This window comes from Pseudomonas sp. SDO524_S393 (genome assembly GCF_054071875.1).
The window spans coordinates 60994-85269 of record NZ_JBSVVZ010000024.1 but is presented as its reverse complement, the minus strand read 5'-3'; the positions used below and the strand labels follow the sequence as shown (position 1 = coordinate 85269).

Genomic DNA, 24276 nt, shown 5'->3' with positions numbered 1-24276 from the left:
CGGCGATGTCGAGTTTGTCGAGGGCGGCCTTGGCGCGGATGATGGCGGCGGAGTCACTGGCGGTGACGGCGCGGGCCTCAACGGCGGCGGCGGCACCGGCACCGTCGAGACGGTCCATGGTGGCTTCGGCGTTTTGGGTGGCGGTGGTGCCTTTGGTGGCTACTTCGCCTTCATCTTCTTTGTCGAATTCGTCCCAGCTCAGCATGACGTGTCGTCTCCTGCGTGAGGGCTCAAAGGTGCCCGTGTGAAACCGGATGGTGGGGTGTCACACGGCCCTGAGGCCGCGGTGGATCTTAAGGAATCGTTTGTTGCAGCTTGTGCACGCATTAAACGCAATTGGGTGTTCGGGTGCTCTGCGTGAGGCTTGAGGTGCGGAGCGGTGGACGCTTGCTCCAGCGGGATGCCTCAGGTCTGGCTCTTCATCCCTGTGTAAAGGGATATTGCAGGCCCGATTTACCCGCGCATTGTAGGGGAAAAAAAGCGGTTTGTGTTGGGGGGGATGGTCACGGATCGCGGACAAAAAGCCTGCTATTTGAGCCAGAGTGAGGGTTTACACGGGGTTGGCGGGGTGATGGGCGGTGGAGGTATTTTGTTGGGGCTGGAGAATGGTGGCTTTTGCTGATTGCAGTGGTGTGGCGGCTATCGCTTTCGCGAGCAAGCTCCCACATTTGGATTGAGGTATGGCCGGGATTGGTCCTTGGCCGCAAGAACGATTTCTTGCGGCGGCCAAGATCCGGGTTTGATTCGAACTTGAGACGTTATTAGCCGTTAGAGCAACCGTTGCCCATCACTTGATAATTAAGAATGTGCCGCTGGCCGTGGGAGTCTTCATATTCCATCTTCACCGGCACAACTTCGCATACTTCCGGAATAGTGCTCATGGATAAAACTTTGGCTACGTCGAGGTGGGTGCTGTAGGTGTAGTCCTCGACAATCGGGGGGTTCTGGCCGGCCAGTTCGGTCGGGGCTTCGTCGGCCAGGGCGGCGGTGGCGCACAAGCTGCTGAGGGCCATGACTACTAAAGCTTTCATTGCGTATTTACCTTTTTACGGTCGAAAGGGAGCACGGGGCCCTTGTGAGGCCACGTGTGTAACTAGAGAGTTGGAAAGTTCGGATTAACGTTGCCTTCGTGGGGGCTGTTGCGTTGTTAATCGCGGTGCCTTGTTGGCGGAGTTGATTTTAGGCGTGCGGGTTATATTCATATACCCGTGCTTTTGATAAACACTGTTGGCCGTTTTTGTAACAATCCCGTGGTAAAGCTTTTTTCATAAACCCGCAAAGCGCCACGGGGCGCGGGCCAGAGCGGCGCAGGGGGATAGCAGGGCAAAATGTAGGGGCTTGTTACTACCATCGTCGAATGGTTCTATGGGGCGCCCCCGGCTACAACAGGGCCATACAACAACAACTATGTCACCGAGGTAAGAAAGATGAGTGCGGCTTCCCTGTACCCCGTTCGCCCCGAAGTAGCAGCCAACACGCTGACCGACGAGGCGACCTACAAGGCCATGTACCAGCAGTCGGTGGTCAACCCCGATGGTTTCTGGCGCGAGCAAGCCAAGCGCCTCGACTGGATCAAGCCTTTCACCACGGTGAAGCAGACCTCGTTCGACGATCACCATGTCGACATCAAGTGGTTCGCTGATGGCACCCTGAACGTTTCCTACAACTGCCTGGACCGTCACCTTGCCGAGCGCGGCGACCAGGCGGCCATCATCTGGGAAGGCGATGACCCTTCCGAAAGCCGCACCATCACCTACCGCGAACTGCACGAAGAAGTCTGCAAGTTCGCCAACGCCCTGCGTGGTCAGGACGTACACCGCGGCGATGTGGTGACTATCTATATGCCGATGATTCCCGAAGCAGTGGTGGCCATGCTGGCCTGTACCCGCATCGGTGCGATTCATTCCGTGGTGTTTGGTGGTTTTTCGCCGGAAGCCCTGGCCGGTCGCATCATCGACTGTAAGTCGAAGGTGGTGATCACCGCAGATGAAGGCATCCGCGCCGGTAAGAAGATTTCCCTCAAGGCCAACGTCGACGACGCCCTGACCAATCCGGAAACCAGCAGCATCCAGAAAGTCATCGTGTGCAAGCGCACCAATGGCAACATCAAGTGGAACCAGCACCGCGACATCTGGTACGAAGACTTGATGAAAGTGGCGGGCACTGTGTGCGCACCCAAAGAAATGGGCGCCGAAGAAGCCCTTTTCATCCTTTATACCTCCGGTTCAACCGGCAAGCCCAAAGGCGTGCAGCACACCACCGGCGGCTACCTGCTGTATGCGTCCCTGACCCATGAGCGCGTGTTCGACTACCGCCCGGGCGAGATCTACTGGTGCACCGCCGACGTCGGTTGGGTCACCGGCCACACCTATATTGTCTACGGTCCGTTGGCCAACGGCGCGACCACGCTGCTGTTCGAAGGTGTGCCGAACTATCCGGACATCACTCGGGTAGCGAAGATCGTCGACAAGCACCAAGTCAACATTCTCTACACCGCACCGACCGCCATCCGCGCCATGATGGCCTCCGGCACCGCCGCCGTGGAAGGTGCCAACGGCAGCAGCCTGCGCTTGCTGGGGTCGGTGGGTGAGCCGATCAATCCGGAAGCCTGGGACTGGTACTACAAGAACGTCGGCCAATCCCGTTGCCCGATCGTCGACACCTGGTGGCAGACCGAAACCGGCGGCAACATGATGAGCCCGCTACCGGGCGCCCATGCGCTCAAGCCGGGTTCGGCGGCGCGGCCATTCTTCGGCGTGGTGCCGGCACTGGTGGACAACCTGGGCAACCTGATCGAAGGTGCCGCTGAAGGCAACCTGGTGATCCTCGACTCGTGGCCAGGCCAGGCCCGTACGTTGTACGGCGACCATGACCGCTTCGTGGATACCTACTTCAAGACCTTCCGTGGCATGTACTTCACCGGCGACGGTGCGCGCCGCGACGAGGACGGTTACTACTGGATCACCGGGCGCGTGGATGACGTGTTGAACGTGTCCGGCCACCGCATGGGCACCGCCGAGATCGAGAGCGCCATGGTCGCGCACCCGAAAGTCGCCGAGGCGGCGGTGGTGGGTGTCCCGCATGACATCAAGGGCCAAGGCATCTATGTGTATGTCACCCTCAAGAATGGCGAAGAACCCAACGAAGCGCTGCGCCTGGAGCTGAAGAACTGGGTGCGCAAGGAAATCGGGCCGATTGCCTCGCCGGACGTGATCCAGTGGGCGCCGGGCTTGCCGAAGACCCGTTCGGGCAAAATCATGCGCCGTATCTTGCGCAAGATCGCCACGGGTGAGTACGAGGGCTTGGGCGATATCTCCACCCTGGCAGACCCGGGAGTGGTGGCGCATTTGATCGATACGCACAAGACCATGAACGTCGCGTAACACGAGGTTGGTCAGGTAAGGCCCCATTCGGTGTAAGCCGGGTGGGGCTTTTTTGTGGGACGCAGTTCGATACCACTGAAAAAACCGGGTCCCACAGTTGGATTGCATTTCAAATCAGGGTCGGTGAGCTGTCTGACGGCCTTACTCAACACAGAGGCCAATAAATATCGGTTTCTCTCGTGGGAAGTTTCCGAATGTTACCGCCGACCCTGAATGTGTAACCCCACGCTCAAACATGAGGCAAAGTGCTACGCCTGCGCGTCTGAAAACCGCGTTTTAGACATGCCTGGAAATTAGATTAAACGCCAGACTTGCCGTGCTAGAAGGGTTTGCGAATAATAGGCCCGCAATTTGCAGCATCAGCAGGTTTAATGTCTTTTGTCTCTGCATAAAATCCAGAGACTGTCAATGAGCTGGATCCGCTTTCTCAATGCTTCTGTAAATTGTTGTCGCATTGAGGAAATATCGGCTTCCGGCCTGTCGTTAGAATGCCGATCACTCGCTCGTCGTCTCCGGTGTGTATCCGGTGTAAGACGCAGCACCGCTATTCGGTTTCCCTTACGTCGCATCGTGGGCCATGGCTCATACTGCTGTTTTGCCCTATACCGATGGAGTCCCAAGATGAAGAAACTCGTGCTGTTGGGCGCCCTGGCGCTGTCCGTGCTGTCCATGCAGGCTTTCGCCGAAGGCAAGCCTCTGAAAATTGGTATCGAAGCGGCTTACCCTCCGTTTGCCTCCAAGGCACCGGATGGCAGCATCGTGGGTTTTGACTACGACATCGGCAATGCGCTGTGCAAGCAGATGGACGTCAAGTGTACTTGGGTCGAACAAGAGTTCGACGGCCTGATCCCGGCGCTGAAAGTGCGCAAGATCGACGCGATCCTGTCGTCCATGTCCATCACCGACGACCGCAAGAAGTCCGTGGACTTCACCACCCGCTACTACCTGACCCCGGCGCGCCTGGTGTTGAAGGAAGGCACCACCGTCAGCGACAGCCTGGTCGAGTTGAAAGACAAGAAGATCGGCGTGCAGCGCGGTTCGATCCACGACCGTTTCGCCAAGGAAGTGCTGGCTCCAAAGGGTGCCACCATCGTTCCTTACAGCACCCAGAACGAAATCTACCTGGATGTTCAAGCCGGTCGTCTCGACGGTACCGTGGCTGACGCGACCCTGCTGCAGGACGGTTTCCTGAAGACCGACGCGGGCAAAGGCTACGCGTTCGTCGGCCCGGCGTTCACCGACGTCAAATACTTCGGTGACGGTGTCGGCATCGCGGTACGCAAGGGCGACAAGGAAAACCTGGACCGCATCAACGCAGCCATTGCCGCGATCCGTGCCAACGGCGAGTACAAAAAGATCCAGGACAAGTACTTCGATTTCGATATCTACGGCGCTGACGCCAAGTAAATCGTCGCAGCTGTCTGTCCCAAATGGCGCAAGCAACAGAATTCCTGAGGTTTGCGCCATTTTTTCATCCCCCTTTTCGAGGACCTGAATCATGTTGAAAGGCTACGGGGCCGTCATCCTCGATGGCGCATGGTTGACGCTTCAGCTCGCCTTGTCGTCCATGGCCTTGGCCATTGTTCTGGGTCTGATCGGGGTTGCATTGCGCCTGTCGCCGGTGCGTTGGCTGGCCTGGCTGGGTGACCTGTACTCCACGGTGATCCGCGGGATCCCCGACCTGGTGCTGATCCTGCTGATTTTCTACGGCGGTCAGGACCTGCTCAACCGCGTCGCGCCGATGCTCGGCTATGACGACTACATTGACTTGAACCCCCTGGCCGCCGGTATCGGCACCCTGGGTTTCATCTTTGGCGCCTACCTGTCGGAAACCTTCCGTGGCGCCTTCATGGCCATTCCCAAGGGGCAGGCTGAAGCCGGCCTGGCGTATGGCATGAGCAGCTTTCAGGTGTTTTTCCGGGTGATGGTGCCGCAGATGATCCGTCTGGCGATCCCCGGGTTCACCAACAACTGGCTGGTCCTCACCAAGGCCACCGCGCTGATTTCGGTGGTGGGCCTGCAAGACATGATGTTCAAGGCCAAGCAGGCGGCAGACGCCACCCGCGAGCCTTTTACCTTCTTCCTCGCAGTGGCGGCGATGTACCTGGTGATTACCAGCGTCTCGTTGCTGGCGCTGCGTCATCTTGAGAAGCGCTACTCGGTAGGCGTAAGGGCGGCTGATCTATGATCTTCGACTACAACGTCATCTGGGAGGCCATGCCGCTGTACCTTGGCGGCCTGCTGACCACCCTGAAACTGCTCGCCATTTCGCTGTTCTTCGGCCTGCTCGCTGCCTTGCCCCTGGGCTTGATGCGGGTGTCCAAGCAGCCGGTCGTCAATGGCGCCGCCTGGCTCTATACCTATGTGATTCGCGGCACGCCGATGCTGGTGCAGCTGTTCCTGATCTACTATGGCCTGGCGCAGTTCGAAGTGGTGCGCGAAAGCGTCCTGTGGCCGCTGTTGTCCAGTGCCACGTTCTGTGCGTGCCTGGCCTTTGCGATCAACACCAGCGCCTACACCGCCGAGATCATCGCCGGCAGCCTCAAGGCCACGCCCAATGGTGAAATCGAAGCGGCCAAGGCCGTGGGCATGTCGCGCTACAAGCTGTACCGCCGCATCCTGTTGCCGTCGGCCCTGCGCCGTGCGCTGCCGCAGTACAGCAACGAAGTGATCATGATGCTGCAGACCACCAGCCTGGCCTCCATCGTCACCCTGATCGACATCACCGGTGCCGCGCGCACGGTCAACGCCCAGTTCTACCTGCCGTTCGAGGCATATATCACCGCCGGTGTTTTCTACCTGTGCCTCACTTTCATCCTGGTGCGCCTGTTCAAGTTGGCCGAGCGCCGCTGGCTGAGCTACCTGGCTCCACGGAAGCATTGATATGGAACGTATCGATCACCTGTTGCCCTGGGGGCACCTGGGCTGCGAGCGCCAACTGAGCGTGTTTCGCTTCGGCAGTGGCGAGCGCAAGGCCTATATCCAGGCCAGCCTGCATGCCGATGAGTTGCCGGGCATGCGCGCCGCCTGGGAGCTGAAAAAACGCCTCGCCGAGCTGGAAGCACAAGGCGCCCTCAACGGCGTGATCGAGCTGGTGCCGGTAGCCAATCCAATGGGCTTGGGCCAGTTGCTGCAAGGCAGTCATCAGGGGCGTTTCGAGATTGGCAGCGGCAAGAATTTCAATCGCGATTTCGTCGAGCTGAGCGAACCAGTGGCGGCGCGGGTCGACGGAAAACTGGGAGATGATCCCCACGCCAACGTGCGCCTGATCCGCCAGGCCATGGCCGACGTACTCGACGCGCTGCCCGAGCCGAGCAGCCAATTGCAAGGCATGCAGCGCCTGTTGCTGAGCCATGCCTGCACCGCCGATGTGGTGCTCGACCTGCATTGCGATGCCGAGGCTGCGCTGCACATGTACGCGCTGCCGCAGCACTGGCCGCAGTGGCGTTCACTGTCGGCGCACCTGAACGTGAAGGTCGGCCTGCTGGCGGAAGACTCCGGTGGCAGCTCGTTCGATGAGGCCTGTTCGCTGCCGTGGTTGCGGTTGTCGCGCCTGTTCCCGCAGGCGCAGGTGCCTTTGGCTTGTCTGGCGACGACCCTGGAGCTGGGCGGCCAAGCCGATACCGGCCGCGACGAGGCGATCTTTCATGCCGAGGGCATCCTCGCGTTCCTCGCCGAGCAGGGCCTGATCAAGGGTGAATGGCCTGCGCCGCAACACGAACCCTGCGAAGGCGTGCCGTTCGAAGGCACCGAATTGCTCTTCGCCCCCCACGCCGGCGTCATCAGTTACCTGCGTCAAGCCGGTGATCGGGTGGAGGCGGGCGACCCCTTGTTTGAAGTGATCGATCCCCTGACCGACCGCGTGAGCATCGTGCGCGCGGGTACGTCCGGGGTGTTGTTTGCCGTTGAACGGCTGCGTTATGCCCAAGCGGGTTTCTGGCTGGCCAAGGTGGCGGGGCGCGAAGCGCTGCGTCACGGGCGCTTGCTCAACGACTGACCACCTGTTTTTGTGAGAACCGACCGCATGTACAAACTTGAAGTCCAAGACCTGCATAAACGCTATGGCAGTCATGAAGTGCTCAAAGGCGTGTCCCTGGCCGCCGCGGCCGGTGATGTGATCAGCATCATCGGTTCCAGTGGTTCGGGCAAAAGTACCTTTTTGCGCTGCATCAACCTGCTGGAGCAGCCCCACGCCGGCAAGATTCTGCTCAACAACGAAGAGCTGAAACTGGTGGCCAACAAGGACGGCGCCATGAAGGCCGCCGATCCCAAGCAGTTGCAACGCATGCGTTCGCGCTTGTCGATGGTGTTCCAGCATTTCAACCTGTGGTCACACATGACCGCGTTGGAAAACGTGATGGAAGCGCCGGTGCATGTATTGGGCGTGTCGAAAAAAGAGGCCCGCGAAAAGGCCGAGCATTACTTGGCCAAAGTCGGCGTGGGTCATCGTAAGGATGCGTTCCCCGGGCATATGTCCGGTGGCGAACAGCAGCGCGTGGCCATCGCCCGTGCCCTGGCGATGGAGCCCGAGGTGATGCTGTTCGACGAACCCACCTCGGCACTGGACCCCGAGCTGGTCGGCGAAGTGCTCAAGGTGATGCAGGACCTGGCCCAGGAAGGCCGTACCATGGTGGTGGTGACCCACGAAATGGGCTTTGCCCGTGAAGTGTCCAACCAGTTGGTGTTCTTGCACAAAGGCATCGTCGAAGAACGTGGCAACCCGCGTGAAGTGCTGGTGAACCCGCAGTCGGAGCGCCTCAAGCAGTTCCTGTCCGGCAGCTTGAAATAATCAAGGCTGCTTTTGTGCACTTAAGTAGTGCATGCTCCACAGTCTTGAGTTTGGCCTGGATCCCCTGTGGGAGCTGGCTTGCCTGCGATAACGGTCTATCAGAAACAGATTTGCCCACTGATGACCGCTATCGCAGGCAAGCCAGCTCCCACCTTTGATCGCAGTTTGTTTTGAGATTTGTTTTGGTTTCCGGGCTAGCATTGGCCTTTGTCTTCATTACCGTTACTCGCTTCGGATAGCACTCCATGACCGCCCATAAAATTGGTTTCCTGATCTGGCCCAGCACAAAGGCACTGACGCTTGCGCTGGCTGAGGAGGCCTTACGCGTGGCGCAGCGGGTGCATCCGGAGGTGGTGTACGAGCTGTCGTTCCTGCTCGCCGAGCCTGCCACCGACGGCGCCTGGCAATTGCCGGGCGAGGCATGGGCCGGAAAGCTCGAAGGTTTCCAGAAACTGTTCCTGCTGGCGGACGAGCCGCCGACCGTGGTCGCCTCCCAACTGAGCACCGCCCTCAAGCAGTTGGTGCGCGCCGGGTGTGTGATCGGCGGCTTGTCCGCCGGCGTTTATCCATTGGCCCAGCTCGGTCTGCTCGACGGCTACCGCGCCGCCGTGCACTGGCGTTGGCAGGACGATTTCGCCGAGCGCTTCCCCAAGGTCATTGCCACCAGCCATCTGTTCGACTGGGACCGCGACCGCTTGACCGCCTGCGGCGGCATGTCGGTACTCGACCTGCTGCTGGCGGTGCTGGCCCGTGACCACGGTGCCGAGCTGGCCGGGGCTGTTTCCGAAGAGCTGGTGGTGGAGCGAATCCGCGAAGGCGGCGAGCGCCAGCGTATTCCGCTGCAAAACCGCCTGGGCTCCAGCCATCCGAAGCTGACCCAGGCGGTGCTGTTGATGGAAGCCAATATCGAAGAACCGCTGACCACCGACGAAATTGCCCAGCATGTATGCGTGTCGCGACGACAACTCGAACGCATCTTCAAGCAATACCTCAACCGCGTCCCCAGCCAGTACTACCTGGAATTGCGTCTGAACAAGGCGCGCCAGATGCTTATGCAGACCAGCAAGTCGATCATCCAGATCGGCCTGTCGTGCGGCTTCTCCTCGGGGCCGCACTTCTCCAGTGCCTACCGCAACTTCTTTGGCGCCACCCCTCGCGAAGACCGCAACCAGCGGCGCAGCAGCAGCCCGTTCGAGCTGTCGTCGGTGCCCGCCGAGCGGGGCTGAGTCACCTCATTCTTCCTGCATCGGCGCAAGCGGCTGTGGGAGTGGGTTGCCTTGTTCATCCCGTGTAGCTTCGCCCACCTGAAACTCAATGCCCGTGCGCTCGAAGTAGCGCCTGAGGTAGTTCAGGCTTTGGGCTGACAGCGGGTTACCGCTCAAATCGCAGTCGCCATCGAAGGGGGGGATCATTTCCAGCAGGTCGGCGGGGATCTCCGAGATCTGGTTTTGGCTCAAGTCCAGCGTTTGCAGTTCGGCCAGTTGGAACACTCCGGGCGGCACTGTGCGAATGTGCGTACTTCGCAGGTGCAGGGAGGCCAACTGGTTCATGCCACTGACATCGGGGGGCAGGGTCAGAGGGTTGTGGCTCATGTCGACGATGTCCAGGCTGCTCAAGTCGGCGAAAGCGCGCGCGGTGTCGGCTGTCAGGCTGATGGCGCAGTCGTTCAGTTCAAGGGTGGACAGTTTGGGCATGCTGAACAGTGCATCAGGCAACGTCCCCAGGGCGCAATTGTGTACGTTCAAGGTTTGCAGGTTGGGAAAACACCTTAGCGTGCCGTCCAGAGAAGTGGTGGTGCCGTTCCCGGTGAATTCGAATCGCGAGATATGTTCAAAACGCGCGCTCAGTTGCGGCAACGCGCCCAGAATCGGGGTGTCGAGGCTCAGGCTATGGGTCAGTTCATCCTCGAGGTTTTCTTCGTCTTCCGCACTTTCGCGGCGCCAGGCTTGTTCCAGCAGGGTCTTGAAGTTACCTCGTTCCAGTTGTTCCCGGGCTAGGGTGGCGTCATCCAGCGCGACATTCAGGATCGGGTGACGCTGCGGTACATCCACGACCCATTCCTGAAGGTCGGTGGTCAGTTGTGTGTACTCGGCCTCAAGGCGTGTGAGATGCCCGGCGACATCGTCCATGGCGCCGGGCAGCATGAAGACAAAACGATTCGCTTCGTTCTCCAGCAGCAGCGGGTAGAGCGCCTCGACTTTTTCGCGTTCGGCCAGCGGGCTTTGGACATTGAAAAACTCTCCGGTGCGTTGGCAGTAGGTCTTGATCAGCTCAAGGCTGCGGCGCGATAGCGGGTTGGCGTAGAGGTTGACGTTGTGGGTTGCCGTGACAGGCAGCGTGATGCTGGTATCGGGCAGCTCTTCGATGGCGTTGAAGCTCAGGTTGATGGCCATGGACCGGTCTTGGGTCAGCAAGCCTGGAGGAATTTGTCGTAGGCCGGTGTCTTGCAGCATGACACCCTTGAGGCGGGTCAACTGACGGAAGTCCGGCACGAGACCCAGCGGGTTGTGGGCCAGGTCCAGGTGTTCCAGGCGGGTCATGCCTGCCAGCGCCTGGCGGCTGGCCTCTGACAGGGTGACGCCGCAGCGTGACAGATCCAGGTGCGTGAGCGAGGGCAAGTCGAATACCGATGGTGGAATATCCCCCAGTTTTGCGTTCTGGATACCGAGAATATCCAGTGCCGTAAAGCTCTTGAGAAAGTCATTGGGCACTAAAGGACCGCGATTGCCGTCGATGTTCAGGTAGCCAATATGCTTGAACCTGGCACTCAGCGCAGGCAGGTCTCCAGCCAGGACTGGGGGCAGCGATAGCACATGCACCTGTTGTGTGTCCTGCGGCGTTTCCCGACGCCAACTTTTTTCCAGCAGGCGATGCAGGGCCTGCCGTCTGGCCTGTTCAAGGTCCGGCAACTCTGCCTGGCTCGACCACTGGGCCAGCTCTTTGAGCAGGGTTTGCAACTCATCGGCCAATCGTGCCAGTTCGCGCCTGCCGGCTTCGATATCCCCGGGCAGACTGAAGATGAACTTGTTGACCTCATCGTTATTGAGCGAAGGGAACAGCAGGCGCGTATCCCGCCGGTCGACGTCGGCGGCGTCGGCCTCCCAGTAAGTGGCATGACGCTGATAGTAGGTTTTGATGCGCTCCAGTGTGAGCAACGAAAATGGGTTGTCGGACAGGTCGAAACGCTGACTGATCGAGGGCGACAGATCGAACAGCATGGGCGGGAGTTCGCGGATGCGGTTGCCACTCAGGAAAACCGTTTCCAGGTTCTGCAGGTTCAGCAGGCCGGTGGGTATTCGATCAATCCCGGTACTGGACAGGTCGAGTACTTGCAGATCGCGCATCGCTTGAACATCCGGTACCTGGCCCAGGGGGTTCTGGTGCAGGTTCAACGCTTCCAGGCGGCTCATCGTTGCCAGGCGCGCGGCGCTTTCGGCGGTCAGGGTGATATGGCAATTGTCCAGGCTCAAGACACGCAGGTTTGGCAACGTGTTGATTGCGGACGGCCATTCGGTGAGGGGAATCTCCCGGATTTCCAGGTGCCGCACACGAGGAAATCGTTCGATAAAACGTGCGACCCCCAAGGTACCTTCGGCGCCCAGGATCGACAGAAACGAGATGTGTGCCAGCTCATTGCCCAACTCGGGCAGTTCACCCAGGATTGGCCATTCAAGGCGCAGTGTGAACCCGTCACGCGCAGGGTCCTCGTAGTAGTTGTCGGCCTCGGTTTCGCGGCGCCAGCTGCGCCGTATCTGCTCGGCAATGTGGCGGCGGTTTTGCCGCTCGTAGCGGCGCCGGCCCGCACTGAGAGGGGTGCCGGTGCGGGGATGTTGTGCCGGAATGTTTTGCTGCCAGTCCGATAGCGACGACTCGAGTTGCGCGTAGTCGGCCTCCAGTGCCGTGAGGGCTGCATCCGTACCGCCGGGGTGCGCTTGCAAGTGATCGATAAACTGTTGGATCTGTTGCTCTTGCAGAATGGGAAACAGCGTCCGCGCGCGCTGTTGCAGTGTGGGCGGCTGGGCTGGGGCCGGGGCTTCGCCGGCGTAGCCTTCGGTGTTGCCGAGCAGTCGCAGGGTTTCGATGCGCATGGGTTCGGCCTTGGGTGTGTCGAGCAGCACGCGCAACGTGTCGCGTGCCAAGGGGCCCCGGGCCAGGTGCTGGCGCAGCTTGAGTCCGTCATGGATTTCGATGCCCAGTGCTTTTCGTTGTGCATCGGGCAGGGCGTGCAGAATGGCGCCGTACAGGTCGGTTTCGCCGAACAGTGCGTGACTGCCTTCGTACGGGGCGTACAGGCCCGAGTCGAGGCGAACCAGTGTCCTGCGGACAGGCGCGTCAGCCGGGCCAATGGCATTCCACAACGCGCCATCGACACTGAGGTGCCGGGCTTCCAGGTAAACCTGGTCCGACCAACCCGGCAGCAGTCGCAGGGTGTTAAGGGCCAGCCGGTCCGTGTCGACGCTCTGCTGCGAGTCCAGATATAGGCCTTCGTAGGCACGGTTGAGCCGCACTTCCTGGAGCGCGGCCTGGGCCAGGTCAGCCAGGCGGGGTGGGGTGCGTCGCTGGTCCATGGCCTCCAGCTCCGCGCCGCTTGCGTCGCTCACCAGCCGGTCTGCCACGCTCACCGGCAACCCGGGCGTGCTTTCCAGCAACTGTCGGGTGTAAGGCGTTGTGGCGTAGCCCAGCACACCGTAACGTGAGTCGAACAACGACGCGCGATGGCGTTCGGCCTGTTCTGCCAGGCGTTTGCGCAGATGGCGGGTGCGGGTGTCCAGGCTCAGTTGCGGATCACCGATGCGTTCGCTGAACTGGGTACGCAGTTCATCCGGTGTCAGGCGTTCGAGGACCGCCCTGAGCAGATCGTCGTTTTTCAGCTGGGCCTCGTGGATTTGCACCGCAGGTTTGGTCTGATCGCCAAACCTCCAAGTGACTTGACCCTGAGCGTTGAGAACACGCAGCGATTTGCCGGGCGGCCAGTTGCCGTGGGTGGTCAGCAGTTGCAGCAGGTCCTGGGGGTCGATGCTGCGCCACGCCTCGGGGGCGTCACTGCGCAGGTTATCGATCAACTGCTGGAGCTCGCGGTCGATGCGCAGGCGCGCCAGGCTGTCGTCAAGCAGGGGCGGCACGGGTTGGCAATCAACGTGCATCTTGCGCAGCGCGTTTTCCTGCACGCCACTCAGGCTCAGGGCGAGTTCGCGATCTGCGTCGCTCAGCCCCTGCGCCTTGTGGCCCAGACGGCGCAACAGGGTGGCGCGGTCCCATTGCAGTGGGCGCTCCAGCTCGGTGTGCCAGGCGCCTGCGTGGTTGTGACGCACCAGAGGGGCATAAGCGTCGGGGCGTGTGGGGTGTTTGATCCTGTAATGCGCGCTGTTGGCGGTTTTTTCCACGGCGTACAGTTTGCTCTCCAGTGCCAGCATCGATTCACCGCGTACACTGTGCAGGCCGTGCTCATTACGGCTCGTGCCTGACGGCAGGCTGAGGTCACGTTGATAGGGTGACAGGTCAGGCTTCCAGTAGCGTGTATTGCCGTTGGCCAGGGTCACCGGCTTGAAGCGCTCGATGAATTTGACCACCTTCTCGGGCAACGCTTTACGTAACTCCGCCACGCCAATCGTGCTGCCGACGCCGAAGCCGCCCAGTTCCACCAGCGATTGGAGAACGCTCATCAAATGGCTGAAGGCCTCACGTGTATCACCTTCGGCCCAATCGACTACCCCCTCGAATACCTCGTCGAGCAGTTGATAGGCCATGTAGCCCAGCATCAACTCGCCCAGCCCGGGAATGAACGGCGTGACGACCAACAGCGCGGCGTTGAGGATCGATGCTGCCACGTTCACAAAGGAGTCCCACAGCGCCCAGCGGGCCTTGCGATCGACATCGGCGGTCGCCACCGCCTGGCTGCGCGCATCGTTGAGGATTTGGTTGAGTTTCTGCTGATACAGGTGCAGCCACACGTCACCGTTGATTGGTGTGACGACAAATTGCAACTTGGGGTCGTCAGTCGGTTGCATTCGCCAGGGGGCCAGGCCGCTGCCGGGTTTGGGGGGATGCCAGGTGATTCGCCCCAGGCGCTGGCTCAGGCCGGCGAAAAACACACCACGGTGTTCGTGGGCGACAAAGCGGCTGAAAAAGGCTTGATAGTCAGGGTCGCGCAGTTGTTGCGTGATGGCCTGCTTGAAGGCCAATGGCGAGGCATATTCTTTGAGGGGATGCTGCGGATCGTCGGGCACATAGGCCAGCAGGCGCGGTACTGAGCGGATGCGTTCCAGATCGGGGGAGAGCAACAGAATGCCGCTCAGCGGTGCCCCCATCATGGTCAAGTCCTGGCAGCGCAGGGGCAGGTCGCCCAGTTTCAGGTCGCTGTGGCCCAGCAGTAAGCGTTCGATCTGCTGCGCGTAATCGTCCTGGATATCACCGCGCAGGCGTGCCAGTCGCAAGGCTGTACGCAAGGCGGCTTTCTGGCTGGCGACCACTTTGAGTTTCAGGACTGCCGCGCTGACCGGCTCGGTCATGCCCAATTGCTCGCGCAGATAACGCTGATATGTTGCACCGATGTCGAGTTCGCGGCACAGGCTGGTGAACGTGTCGACCGTGAGGGTTCGTCGCAGGGTTGGCAGGGTTTTGAATTGCCCGCTGGCGGAGGGGCGGGTGATGAAGGTGGAGGCGGGTTCGAACGCGCCTTCCATGGTTTCATCGTGTTCGAAGTTATGCAGCGCGGCATCCAGCAGGGACACGGTCCAGGTGCGTGCGCCGCCGGACGGGATCCCAAACCAAGGTGTTTTAAGGGGAATGTAGAGGTGCAGAAAGGTCTCTGTGCTGTCGATGTCCAGACCGTAGCGGGTCGACAGCGCCTGTTCCAGCATCTCTTGGGCAAATGCCTGAGGGCTTTTTACGCTTTTGAGTGCGTCATCCACCGCATTTTGCGCCTGCCAGTGAGCGGCGTTGAGGCGCTTGAATTCGACGTCTGGCGGCAAGGGGCGCGGCGTGGCTTGGGCCAGTGCTTGTCGTTTGGCGCTGGAGGCCATGCCCAGCCAGGCTGGAATGGCGCTTTTGAGGGGCTGATAGTGGTTGTCGGGTTGGGTGGGGGCAGTGGGTATAGGCATGCTGAAGCTCTGATGGACAATAAAGCGCCTCAGTAGATCAGCGTGTTTCACGCCGCCGGCCTTAGATAGTTAGTTTAAACTGCGCCATTGCGATGCTATTTGTCGCATTGGCGTAAACCCGCCAAAATCGCGGGTTGGCGCTATAAGAAGTTGTCGCTTGGCGACAAGGCCGCACTGAAAACTGTCCTTACAATCCCTGCATCGCCCGCCAGTTCCAGGCAGGCGTTCCTCTTCAGGAGACTCCGATGTCCGTTGAGCAAGCCCCGGTGCAACGTGCCGATTTCGACCAGGTCATGGTTCCCAACTACGCCCCCGCCGCGTTCATCCCCGTGCGTGGCGAAGGTTCCCGCGTATGGGACCAGGCGGGTCGCGAGCTGATCGACTTTGCCGGCGGCATCGCGGTCAACGTATTGGGCCACGCCCACCCGGCGCTGGTCGGTGCCTTGACCGAACAGGCCAACAAGCTGTGGCACGTCTCCAACGTTTTCACCAATGAGCCGGCCCTGCGCCTGGCGCACAAGCTGATCGACGCCACCTTTGCCGAGCGTGTGTTCTTCTGCAACTCCGGTGCCGAGGCCAACGAAGCGGCATTCAAGCTGGCCCGTCGCGTCGCGTTCGACCGCTTCGGCAGCGAGAAGTACGAGATCATTGCCGCGCTGAACAGCTTCCACGGGCGTACCCTGTTCACCGTCAACGTCGGTGGCCAGTCGAAGTACTCCGATGGTTTCGGCCCTAAAATTACCGGCATCACCCACGTTCCTTATAACGACCTGGCAGCGCTGAAAGCCGCTGTTTCGGACAAGACCTGTGCCGTGGTGCTGGAGCCGATCCAGGGCGAAGGCGGCGTGTTGCCGGCCGAGCTGGCTTACCTGCAAGGCGCCCGTGAACTGTGCGACGCCAACAATGCGCTGCTGGTGTTCGACGAAGTGCAGACCGGCATGGGCCGCAGCGGTCAGTTGTTCGCCTACCAGCACTACGGCGTGACGCCCGATATCCTCACCAGCGCCAAGAGCCTGGGGGGTGGTTTCCCGATCGCCGCGATGCTCACCACTGAAGCGCTGGCCAAGCACCTGGTGGTCGGCACCCACGGCACCACCTATGGTGGCAACCCGCTGGCGTGTGCAGTGGCCGAGGCGGTGATCGACGTGATCAACACCCCTGAGGTGCTGAATGGTGTCAAGGCCAAGCATGATCAGTTCAAGGCGCGCCTGGAGCAGATCGGCAAGCAATACGGCATTTTCACCGAAGTGCGCGGCATGGGCCTGCTGCTCGGTTGCGTGCTGAGCGATGCGTTCAAAGGCAAGGCCAAGGACGTGTTCAACGCCGCCGAAAAAGAGAACCTGATGATCCTGCAAGCCGGTCCCGACGTGGTGCGCTTCGCCCCGAGCCTGGTGGTGGAAGAGGCGGACATCCAGGAAGGCCTGGACCGTTTTGAGCGTGCGGTGAAGGTGCTGACGCAAGGCTGATAGCGACACATTTATTGGCCGGACCGTTTCCAAGTGTGGGAGCGGGCTTGCCCGCGATAGCGGTGGATCAGCATCTGATCTATCAACTGACAAACTGCTATCGCGGGCTAGCCCGCTCCCACATTGGTCTTCGGGTGAGTCCCGACGGTGTGTCCGGCATTTTTTCCTCTGTGAGTTTTCGAGTTAAGGAGTGACACCATGCTGGTGATGCGCCCCGCGCAAATGGCTGATCTGGGCGAGGTACAGCGTCTGGCTGCGGACAGCCCGATTGGTGTCACCTCCTTGCCGGACGATGTGGAACGCCTGAGCGACAAGATCGCGGCCAGCGAAGCGTCCTTCGCGGCCGAGGTGAGCTTCAACGGTGAAGAAAGCTACTTCTTCGTGCTCGAAGACACCGAGACCGGCAAGCTCGCCGGCTGCTCGGCCATCGTCGCGTCGGCCGGTTATTCCGAGCCTTTCTACAGTTTCCGCAACGAGACCTTCGTGCACGCCTCCCGCGAGCTGAAGATCCACAACAAGATCCACGTGCTTTCCCAGTGCCACGACCTTACGGGCAACAGCCTGCTCACCAGTTTCTACGTGAAACCCGAGCTGGTGGGTTCGCCGTGGTCGGAGCTCAATTCCCGTGGCCGTCTGCTGTTCGTCGCCAGCCATCCCGAGCGTTTTGCCGACTCGGTGGTGACCGAGATCGTCGGTTACAGCGACGAGCACGGTGACTCGCCGTTCTGGGACGCCATCGGTCGTAATTTCTTCGACCTCAACTACGCCGAGGCCGAGCGCCTGTGCGGGCTGAAAAGCCGCACCTTCCTCGCCGAGCTGATGCCGCACTACCCGATCTACGTGCCGCTCCTGCCGGATGAGGCGCAGGAAGCCATGGGCCAGGTGCACCCACGGGCGCAGATCACCTTCGACATCCTCATGCGCGAAGGTTTCGAGACCGACCACTACATCGACATCTTTGACGGTGGCCCGACGCTGCACGCCCGGGTCTCGGGGATTCGCTCGATTGCCCAGAGCCGCGTGGTGCCGGTGAAGATCGGCGAGATGGTCAAGGGGGCGAGCCGCCAATACCTGGTGAGCAACGCGCAACTGCAGGATTACCGCGCGGTGATGCTGGAGCTGGACTACGCGCCCGGCAAGCCGGTGACTCTGGACCTGGCAGCGGCGGAAGCCCTGGGCGTCGGCGAAGGCGCGAGCGTGCGCCTGGTAGCGGTTTAAAAGCGGAGTTTTGCGGGTGGCTGACAACAGCGGCCCGTTCGAGGAGATAGCATGATCGTTCGTCCCGTACGCAGCAGCGATTTACCCGCCCTGATTGATCTGGCGCGCAGCACCGGCACCGGCCTGACCACCTTGCCGGCCAATGAAGCGCGCCTGACCCATCGAGTGGGCTGGGCTGAAAAGACCTTTCGCGGCGACGCCGGGCGCGGCGATGCCGACTACCTGTTCGTGCTGGAAAACGACGAAGGCCGCGTGGTGGGCATTTCCGCCATCGCCGGTGCCGTCGGCCTGCGCGAGCCGTGGTACAACTTCCGGGTGGGCCTGACCGTCAGTGCGTCCCAGGAACTGAATATCTACCGCGAGATTCCGACGCTGTTCCTGGCCAACGACCTCACCGGCAATTCCGAGCTGTGCTCGCTGTTCCTGCATGCCGATTACCGCAGCGGGCTCAACGGTCGCATGCTGGCCAAGGCGCGCATGCTGTTCATCGCCGAGTTCCCGCAACTGTTCGGCAACAAGATCATTGCCGAGATGCGCGGCGTGTCCAATGACGTCGGGCGTTCGCCATTCTGGGAAAGCCTGGGGCGCCACTTCTTCAAGATGGAATTCAGCCAGGCCGACTACCTGACCGGGGTGGGCAACAAGGCGTTCATCGCCGAGTTGATGCCGAAGTTTCCGCTGTACACCTGCTTTTTGTCCGAGGACGCGCGCAGCGTGATCGGCAAGGTGCATCCCGACACCGAGCCGGCGCTGAGCATGCTCAAGAGCGAAGGCTTCAGCTATCAAGGCTATGTCGACATCTTCGACGCCGGCCCGGCGGTGGAGTGCGAAACCAGCAAGATCCGCGCGGTACGCGACAGCGAGACCCTGGTGCTGGCGATCGGCACGCCGGGAGACGATGCCACCCCGTTCCTGATCCATAACCGTAAACGTGAAGATTGCCGCATCACCGCCGCCCCTGCACGGCTGGCGGCAGGCACGCTGGTGGTCGACCCGCTCACCGCCAAACGCCTGCAACTGATCGCGGGTGATCAAGTACGTGCCGTACCGTTGTCCGCTGCCCGGGAGTCCAAGTCATGAGTTCGTTGTATATCGCTGGGAGCTGGCTGGCTGGCCAGGGTGAACTGTTCGAGTCGCGCAATCCGGTTTCCCAGCAGGTGTTGTGGGCCGGTCATGGCGCCACGGTCGAGCAGGTCGAGTCCGCCGTGCAGGCCGCGCGCCAAGCGTTTCCGGCCTGGGCCCGGCGCCCGCTGGAAGAGCGTATTGCGATTCTGGAGACCTTTGCCGCCACCCTGAAAAGCCGGGCCGATGAGATCGCCCAGTGCATTGGCGAGGAAACCGGCAAGCCGCTGTGGGAGTCGGCCACTGAAGTCACCAGTATGGCCAACAAGATCGCCATCTCGGTACAGAGCTACCGCGAACGCACCGGCGAGAAGAGCGGCCCCCTGGGCGACGCCACTGCCGTGCTGCGTCACAAGCCCCACGGCGTGGTGGCGGTGTTTGGCCCCTATAACTTCCCGGGACACTTGCCGAACGGGCACATCGTGCCGGCGTTGCTGGCCGGCAACACCGTGTTGTTCAAGCCCAGCGAACTGACGCCGAAGGTGGCCGAGCTGACCGTGCAATGCTGGATCCAGGCCGGCTTGCCGGCGGGCGTGTTGAACCTGCTGCAAGGTGCGCGGGAAACCGGTATCGCCCTGGCGGCCAACCCGGGTATCGACGGTCTGTTCTTCACCGGTTCCAGCCGCACAGGCAACCATCTGCACCAACAGTTCTCGGGGCGCCCCGACAAGATCCTGGCCTTGGAAATGGGCGGCAACAACCCGCTGGTGGTGGACGAAGTGGCCGATGTGGACGCGGCGGTCTACACCATTATCCAGTCGGCGTTCATCTCCGCCGGCCAGCGTTGTACCTGTGCGCGTCGTTTGCTGGTACCGCAAGGCGCGTGGGGCGATGCCTTGCTGGCGCGCCTGGTGGCGGTCAGCGCCACCCTTGAAGTCGGTGCGTTCGACCGGCAGCCGGCGCCGTTCATGGGTTCGGTGATTTCCCTCGCGGCTGCCAAAGCCTTGATGGACGCCCAGGAGCTGCTGCTGGCCAACGGCGCGGTGGCGTTGCTGGAAATGACCCAGCCCCAGGACCAGGCTGCATTGCTGACCCCGGGCATCATCGACGTGACCGAGGTGACCGAGCGTGAAGATGAAGAGCTGTTCGGCCCGCTGTTGCAGGTGATCCGCTACGCTGATTTCGAAGCGGCGATTGCCGAGGCCAACAACACGCAGTACGGCCTGGCGGCCGGTTTGTTGTCGGATTCCGAAGCGCGTTACCAGCAATTCTGGCTGGAAAGCCGCGCCGGGATCGTCAACTGGAACAAACAACTCACCGGCGCCGCCAGTACCGCGCCGTTCGGTGGGGTCGGAGCGTCGGGCAACCACCGCGCCAGCGCGTATTACGCGGCGGATTATTGTGCATATCCGGTGGCGTCGCTGGAGACTCCAAGTCTGGCAGTGCCTGCGACGCTGACGCCCGGTGTAACACTCAAGTGAAGGTGGCACCGATCTAATGTGGGAGCTGGCTTGCCTGCGATACAGACGACTCGGTCTTTCAGTACAACCGAGGTGATGCTATCGCAGGCAAGCCGGCTCCCACAGTTAATCGGAATGACAGATATAGATCTGCAGTTGATGCCTATAAAAATACAGATGTTCGTGGAGCCTCGCCGATGAAATCCTATGAAGTCAATTTTGACGGTCTAGTGGGGCCGACCCATAACTACGGCGGTTTGTCCTATGGCAACGTCGCGTCCCAGAGCAACAGCCAGCAGTCTTCCAACCCGAAGGAAGCGGCGTTGCAGGGCCTGCAAAAAATGAAGGCCCTGATGGACATGGGCTTTGTGCAGGGGGTGCTGGCGCCGCAGGAGCGGCCTGATGTGGCGGCCCTGCGCAACCTTGGCTTCAGCGGTACCGATGCGCAGGTGATCCAGCAGGCGGCCAAGCAGGCCATGCCGTTGCTGGTTGCCAGTTGCTCGGCGTCGAGCATGTGGGTGGCCAACGCCGCGACCGTCAGCCCGAGCGCCGACACGGCGGATGGCCGCGTGCATTTCACCGCTGCCAACCTCAACTGCAAATATCACCGCAGCATCGAACATCCGACCACCAGCCGTGTGCTGGGGGCGATGTTTGCCGATCAGCAGCACTTTGCCCACCACGCGGCGTTGCCGGCAGTGGCGCAGTTCGGCGATGAAGGCGCAGCCAACCACACGCGTTTCTGCCGCGACTACGGCGAGGCGGGCGTTGAATTCTTCGTGTTTGGGCGCAGTGCTTTCGATACCCGTTACCCTGCACCGCACAAGTATCCGGCGCGCCAGACGCTGGAAGCGTCTCAGGCGGTTGCCCGTTTGCACGGCCTGAAGGACGAGGGCGTGGTCTACGCCCAGCAGAACCCGGCAGTGATTGATGCGGGCGTGTTCCACAACGACGTGATCGCGGTGGGCAATGGCGAGGTGTTGTTCTATCACGAGGATGCCTTCCTTCAGACCGAGCAGATGCTCGCCGAGCTGCAGAGCAAGCTGGGCAAGCTGGGCGGCCATTTCCAGTCGGTATGTGTGCCGCGGGCCCAGGTCAGCGTCGAGGATGCGGTGCGTTCCTACCTGTTCAACAGCCAGTTGCTGAGCCGCGGCGATGGTTCGATGCTGCTGATCGTGCCCGAAGAATGCCGTGCCAACGAGCGTGTCTGGCAATACCTGCAAGGCCTCACCAGCTCCGGTGGCCTGATCCGCGAAGTGAAGGTCTTCGACCTCAAGCAAAGTATGCAGAACGGTGGTGGCCCGGCGTGCCTGCGTTTGCGCGTGGCCTTGAACGAAACCGAACTGGCGGCGGTCAATCCTGGCGTTATCATGACCGCGCCGTTGTACGACACGCTGACCCAGTGGGTCGACAAGCATTATCGCGACAGCCTGACCGAGTCCGACCTGGCTGACCCGCAATTGCTGCTAGAGTGCCGGACGGCATTGGATGAACTGACGCAAATCCTTAAACTGGGCTCGGTTTATCCTTTCCAGATCAATTAACGCCACTTTTTTACACCCATGGCTGAGAGCTATTTATGAGCACCGACACCCTGAAGCTGATTCTCGAAGACACCGACGGCACCCAGCTGGAAACCTCCTGCACCCGCGTCGCCGTGGTCTGGCAGGGCAAGGAAATCTGGATCCAGCACGACGGTCGCGGCCAATTGCTGATCGGTGTGGACGTGGAAGAGGGTGACGCCGAGTACGCCAACCTGCTGATGCGTCCATTGGCCACCAACCTGATGAGCCTGCAACTGGAAATGGAACCCGCCGACCTCGAAGCTGACGACGATCACGTCCACGGCCCCGGCTGCAACCACTAAGGAAGCTGCTTATGCTCGCCCTCGGCAAACTGCTTGAACTGACCCTCGCCGGTCGTGAACCGGCGCAAAAAATTCAACTGACTGTCGACGGCGTGCAGATGCGCTGGCTCAGCGAGGGCGCGCTCGAAGTACGCCCGCCTGAAGCGAAGGACAACGGCAGCGACCTGTTGCTGTCGTCCGGCATCCATGGCAACGAAACCGCGCCGATCGAGCTGCTCGACCGCCTGTTGCATGGCATTGCCCGGGGGGAGATCAAACCCCGCACCCGTATTCTGTTCCTGTTCGGCAACCCCGAGGCCATGCGCCGGGGCGAGCGTTATCTCGAACTGGACATCAATCGGCTGTTCAACGGCCGTCATGAAAAAAACATCGGCCCCGAAGCGATGCGTGCCGCTGAACTCGAGCAATTGGCCCGCAGCTTTTTCAGCCTGCCGGGGCGTTCGCGCCTGCACTATGACCTGCACACCGCCATTCGTGGCTCCCGGATCGAACAGTTCGCGTTGTATCCGTGGAAGGAGGGGCGTCAGCATTCACGCCATGAGCTGGCGCGGCTGCGCGCTGCCGGCATGGAGGCGGTGCTGTTGCAGAACAAGACCTCGATCACCTTCTCGGCGTTTACCTACGAGCAGTTGGAGGCCGAGGCGTTCACCCTGGAGCTGGGCAAGGCGCGGCCATTCGGGCACAACCAGGGCGTGGACGTGTCACGCCTGGAAAACCGCCTCAAGCAGTTCATCGAGGGCAACGAGCCTACGTCCGACAGCCTGGAAGGTTTGCAGCTGTTTGCCGTTTCACGCGAGGTCATCAAGCACAGCGACGCGTTTATCCTGCATCTGCCGACAGACGTGGAAAACTTCTCGCCACTGGCGCAGGGGTACCTGCTGGCCGAAGACGTGGCCAAGACCCGTTGGGTGATCGAGGAGGAGGGCGCACGCATCATCTTCCCCAATCCGAAAGTGAAGAATGGGTTGCGGGCGGGGATATTGATTGTGCCGACCACCGAGGCCAGCCTGGCCTAAAAGAAAACCCGGTGCGTGCACCGGGTTTTTTATGCCTCAGACCGCGACGGCGCGAGGCTCGCTGCGACGGATCGCACGGACTTTCTGCAGCGTGTCGGCGCAGGTACGCGCGGCTTCCTGGCCCTTGTGCACGAAATGATCGTAGAAGAACGCCTGGTGTTCGCTGCCTGCGTGGAAGTGGTGCGGGGTCAGGGACACCGAGAACACCGGCACTTCGGTTTCCAGCTGAACCTGCATCAGGCCGCTGACTACCGATTGGGCCACGAAGTCGTGACGGTAGATGCCACCGTCCACCACCAGCGCGGCGGCCACGACGCCGGCATAGCGGCCGGTCTTGGCCAGCAGCTTGGCGTGCAGGGGCAGCTCAAAGGCGCCGCCGACTTCGAAGAAATCGATGTCCGATTCCTGATAGCCCTGGGCGATGATTTCGGCGAGGAAGCCTTTGCGACTCTGGTCGACAATGTCCTTGTGCCAGCAGGCTTGGACAAATGCGATACGTTCGCCGTGATGGTGTTTGGTCTTGCTGTCGATAGCGGTGGGTTGCATGTTCTGACTCCTGTTTAAGAAAAAAACAGGGCGTTATGAATCGAATGGGATTTAAGGGTACGCGAGCACGACAGGTGCGCGGCCCTCAGGTGCCAATCCCGTTCTCTCTTCATCCGGACTATGACCGTCGGCCCCGGGATCACACCGGGTCTGCTGACCTTGCCGCCGTCCTGCGTGAGCAGTTCGAGGCGCCAAGCGCTCGCGGGCTATGCACATTGCGCGCAATTACCGCCGGTGGGGAATTGCACCCCGCCCTGAGAACGTTGCCGCCAGAACCCTGGCGGCGGAGAGTTTTTAACACGGTTTTTCCAAAACTGCACCACCGCTGTATCGATAAGCTATATCGGTTTGTTTGGTTGGTATTCGATT

General features: G+C 61.0%; 17 protein-coding genes, 1 pseudogene and 1 riboswitch. Of the genes and pseudogenes, 14 read left to right on the top strand and 4 right to left on the bottom strand.

From position 1 onward, the window contains the following. Positions 1 to 205, bottom strand: a pseudogene (locus tag ACW9IB_RS13260) (ribonucleotide-diphosphate reductase subunit beta); the annotation flags it as partial. 556 nt (positions 206 to 761) lie between these two features. Continuing rightward, on the bottom strand, positions 762 to 1031 hold the full coding sequence (locus ACW9IB_RS13255) for a DUF2790 domain-containing protein (protein ID WP_457413968.1): 270 nt from the start codon (positions 1029 to 1031) through the stop codon (positions 762 to 764). A 396-nt stretch (positions 1032 to 1427) separates the two neighbouring features. Here ACW9IB_RS13255 and acs point away from each other — a divergent pair, with 396 nt between their 5' ends. From acs to argR, 7 genes are all read left to right on the top strand, one after another. Next, on the top strand, positions 1428 to 3383 hold the full coding sequence (gene acs / locus ACW9IB_RS13250; protein ID WP_457365115.1) for an acetate--CoA ligase: 1956 nt from the start codon (positions 1428 to 1430) through the stop codon (positions 3381 to 3383). A 621-nt stretch (positions 3384 to 4004) separates the two neighbouring features. Further along, a complete protein-coding gene (locus ACW9IB_RS13245; protein ID WP_457365116.1) occupies positions 4005 to 4790 on the top strand; it encodes an ABC transporter substrate-binding protein in 786 nt (261 codons plus the stop codon). A 91-nt stretch (positions 4791 to 4881) separates the two neighbouring features. After that, positions 4882 to 5571: an ABC transporter permease gene (locus ACW9IB_RS13240; protein ID WP_010208305.1), complete on the top strand. Its 690-nt coding sequence runs from the start codon at positions 4882 to 4884 to the stop codon at positions 5569 to 5571. After that, complete coding sequence (locus tag ACW9IB_RS13235; RefSeq protein ID WP_457413967.1) at positions 5568 to 6266, top strand: ABC transporter permease; 699 nt, start codon at positions 5568 to 5570, stop codon at positions 6264 to 6266. Before ACW9IB_RS13240 ends, ACW9IB_RS13235 begins: the two co-directional genes overlap by 4 nt. A 1-nt stretch (position 6267) precedes the next feature. Beyond that, on the top strand, positions 6268 to 7380 hold the full coding sequence (locus tag ACW9IB_RS13230; protein ID WP_457365119.1) for a succinylglutamate desuccinylase/aspartoacylase family protein: 1113 nt from the start codon (positions 6268 to 6270) through the stop codon (positions 7378 to 7380). A 27-nt stretch (positions 7381 to 7407) separates the two neighbouring features. Beyond that, positions 7408 to 8172: an ABC transporter ATP-binding protein gene (locus ACW9IB_RS13225; protein WP_457365120.1), complete on the top strand. Its 765-nt coding sequence runs from the start codon at positions 7408 to 7410 to the stop codon at positions 8170 to 8172. 245 nt (positions 8173 to 8417) lie between these two features. Then, positions 8418 to 9398 (top strand): transcriptional regulator ArgR, encoded by a 981-nt coding sequence (gene argR / locus ACW9IB_RS13220; protein WP_457365121.1) that lies wholly within the window; start codon positions 8418 to 8420, stop codon positions 9396 to 9398. A 6-nt stretch (positions 9399 to 9404) separates the two neighbouring features. On the opposite strand, the gene ACW9IB_RS13215 is transcribed toward argR, so the two are convergent. Next, on the bottom strand, positions 9405 to 15272 hold the full coding sequence (locus tag ACW9IB_RS13215) for a dermonecrotic toxin domain-containing protein (RefSeq protein ID WP_457413966.1): 5868 nt from the start codon (positions 15270 to 15272) through the stop codon (positions 9405 to 9407). A 245-nt stretch (positions 15273 to 15517) separates the two neighbouring features. Here ACW9IB_RS13215 and ACW9IB_RS13210 point away from each other — a divergent pair, with 245 nt between their 5' ends. The 7 genes from ACW9IB_RS13210 (at position 15518) to astE (ending at position 23361) form a co-directional block, all read left to right on the top strand. Next, on the top strand, positions 15518 to 16738 hold the full coding sequence (locus tag ACW9IB_RS13210) for an aspartate aminotransferase family protein (protein WP_457365123.1): 1221 nt from the start codon (positions 15518 to 15520) through the stop codon (positions 16736 to 16738). 198 nt (positions 16739 to 16936) lie between these two features. Continuing rightward, a complete protein-coding gene (gene aruF / locus ACW9IB_RS13205; protein ID WP_457365124.1) occupies positions 16937 to 17956 on the top strand; it encodes an arginine/ornithine succinyltransferase subunit alpha in 1020 nt (339 codons plus the stop codon). A 51-nt stretch (positions 17957 to 18007) separates the two neighbouring features. Further along, the gene (gene astA / locus ACW9IB_RS13200) at positions 18008 to 19036 is read left to right on the top strand and encodes an arginine N-succinyltransferase (protein WP_457413965.1); all 1029 of its coding nucleotides are present in this window, start codon (positions 18008 to 18010) and stop codon (positions 19034 to 19036) included. Continuing rightward, on the top strand, positions 19033 to 20499 hold the full coding sequence (gene astD, locus ACW9IB_RS13195) for a succinylglutamate-semialdehyde dehydrogenase (RefSeq protein WP_457413963.1): 1467 nt from the start codon (positions 19033 to 19035) through the stop codon (positions 20497 to 20499). Before astA ends, astD begins: the two co-directional genes overlap by 4 nt. Positions 20500 to 20675: 176 nt before the next feature. After that, positions 20676 to 22022 carry an N-succinylarginine dihydrolase gene (gene astB / locus ACW9IB_RS13190; protein ID WP_457365127.1) on the top strand — a complete coding sequence of 449 codons (1347 nt, stop codon included), beginning with the start codon at positions 20676 to 20678 and terminating at the stop codon, positions 22020 to 22022. A 35-nt stretch (positions 22023 to 22057) separates the two neighbouring features. Continuing rightward, positions 22058 to 22345 carry a topoisomerase II gene (locus tag ACW9IB_RS13185; RefSeq protein WP_457413962.1) on the top strand — a complete coding sequence of 96 codons (288 nt, stop codon included), beginning with the start codon at positions 22058 to 22060 and terminating at the stop codon, positions 22343 to 22345. Between the two features lie 11 nt (positions 22346 to 22356). After that, entirely contained in the window at positions 22357 to 23361 is a 1005-nt protein-coding gene (gene astE / locus ACW9IB_RS13180) for a succinylglutamate desuccinylase (protein WP_457365129.1), read from the top strand. A gap of 36 nt (positions 23362 to 23397) precedes the next feature. Here the strand turns inward: astE and ACW9IB_RS13175 are convergent, their stop codons facing one another. Continuing rightward, positions 23398 to 23907: a 6,7-dimethyl-8-ribityllumazine synthase gene (locus tag ACW9IB_RS13175; RefSeq protein ID WP_457413960.1), complete on the bottom strand. Its 510-nt coding sequence runs from the start codon at positions 23905 to 23907 to the stop codon at positions 23398 to 23400. 96 nt (positions 23908 to 24003) lie between these two features. Continuing rightward, positions 24004 to 24173: riboswitch (FMN riboswitch) on the bottom strand. Positions 24174 to 24276: the final 103 nt, after the last annotated feature.

Coding starts and splice junctions, on each gene's coding strand:
- argR (WP_457365121.1), top strand. CDS start 8,418: ATGACCGCCCATAAAATTGGTTTCCTGATCTGGCCCAGCACAAAGGCA.
- astB (WP_457365127.1), top strand. CDS start 20,676: ATGAAATCCTATGAAGTCAATTTTGACGGTCTAGTGGGGCCGACCCAT.
- ACW9IB_RS13175 (WP_457413960.1), bottom strand. CDS start 23,907: ATGCAACCCACCGCTATCGACAGCAAGACCAAACACCATCACGGCGAA.
- aruF (WP_457365124.1), top strand. CDS start 16,937: ATGCTGGTGATGCGCCCCGCGCAAATGGCTGATCTGGGCGAGGTACAG.
- ACW9IB_RS13185 (WP_457413962.1), top strand. CDS start 22,058: ATGAGCACCGACACCCTGAAGCTGATTCTCGAAGACACCGACGGCACC.
- acs (WP_457365115.1), top strand. CDS start 1,428: ATGAGTGCGGCTTCCCTGTACCCCGTTCGCCCCGAAGTAGCAGCCAAC.
- ACW9IB_RS13230 (WP_457365119.1), top strand. CDS start 6,268: ATGGAACGTATCGATCACCTGTTGCCCTGGGGGCACCTGGGCTGCGAG.
- ACW9IB_RS13215 (WP_457413966.1), bottom strand. CDS start 15,272: ATGCCTATACCCACTGCCCCCACCCAACCCGACAACCACTATCAGCCC.
- ACW9IB_RS13240 (WP_010208305.1), top strand. CDS start 4,882: ATGTTGAAAGGCTACGGGGCCGTCATCCTCGATGGCGCATGGTTGACG.
- astA (WP_457413965.1), top strand. CDS start 18,008: ATGATCGTTCGTCCCGTACGCAGCAGCGATTTACCCGCCCTGATTGAT.
- astE (WP_457365129.1), top strand. CDS start 22,357: ATGCTCGCCCTCGGCAAACTGCTTGAACTGACCCTCGCCGGTCGTGAA.
- ACW9IB_RS13210 (WP_457365123.1), top strand. CDS start 15,518: ATGTCCGTTGAGCAAGCCCCGGTGCAACGTGCCGATTTCGACCAGGTC.
- ACW9IB_RS13255 (WP_457413968.1), bottom strand. CDS start 1,031: ATGAAAGCTTTAGTAGTCATGGCCCTCAGCAGCTTGTGCGCCACCGCC.
- astD (WP_457413963.1), top strand. CDS start 19,033: ATGAGTTCGTTGTATATCGCTGGGAGCTGGCTGGCTGGCCAGGGTGAA.
- ACW9IB_RS13225 (WP_457365120.1), top strand. CDS start 7,408: ATGTACAAACTTGAAGTCCAAGACCTGCATAAACGCTATGGCAGTCAT.
- ACW9IB_RS13245 (WP_457365116.1), top strand. CDS start 4,005: ATGAAGAAACTCGTGCTGTTGGGCGCCCTGGCGCTGTCCGTGCTGTCC.
- ACW9IB_RS13235 (WP_457413967.1), top strand. CDS start 5,568: ATGATCTTCGACTACAACGTCATCTGGGAGGCCATGCCGCTGTACCTT.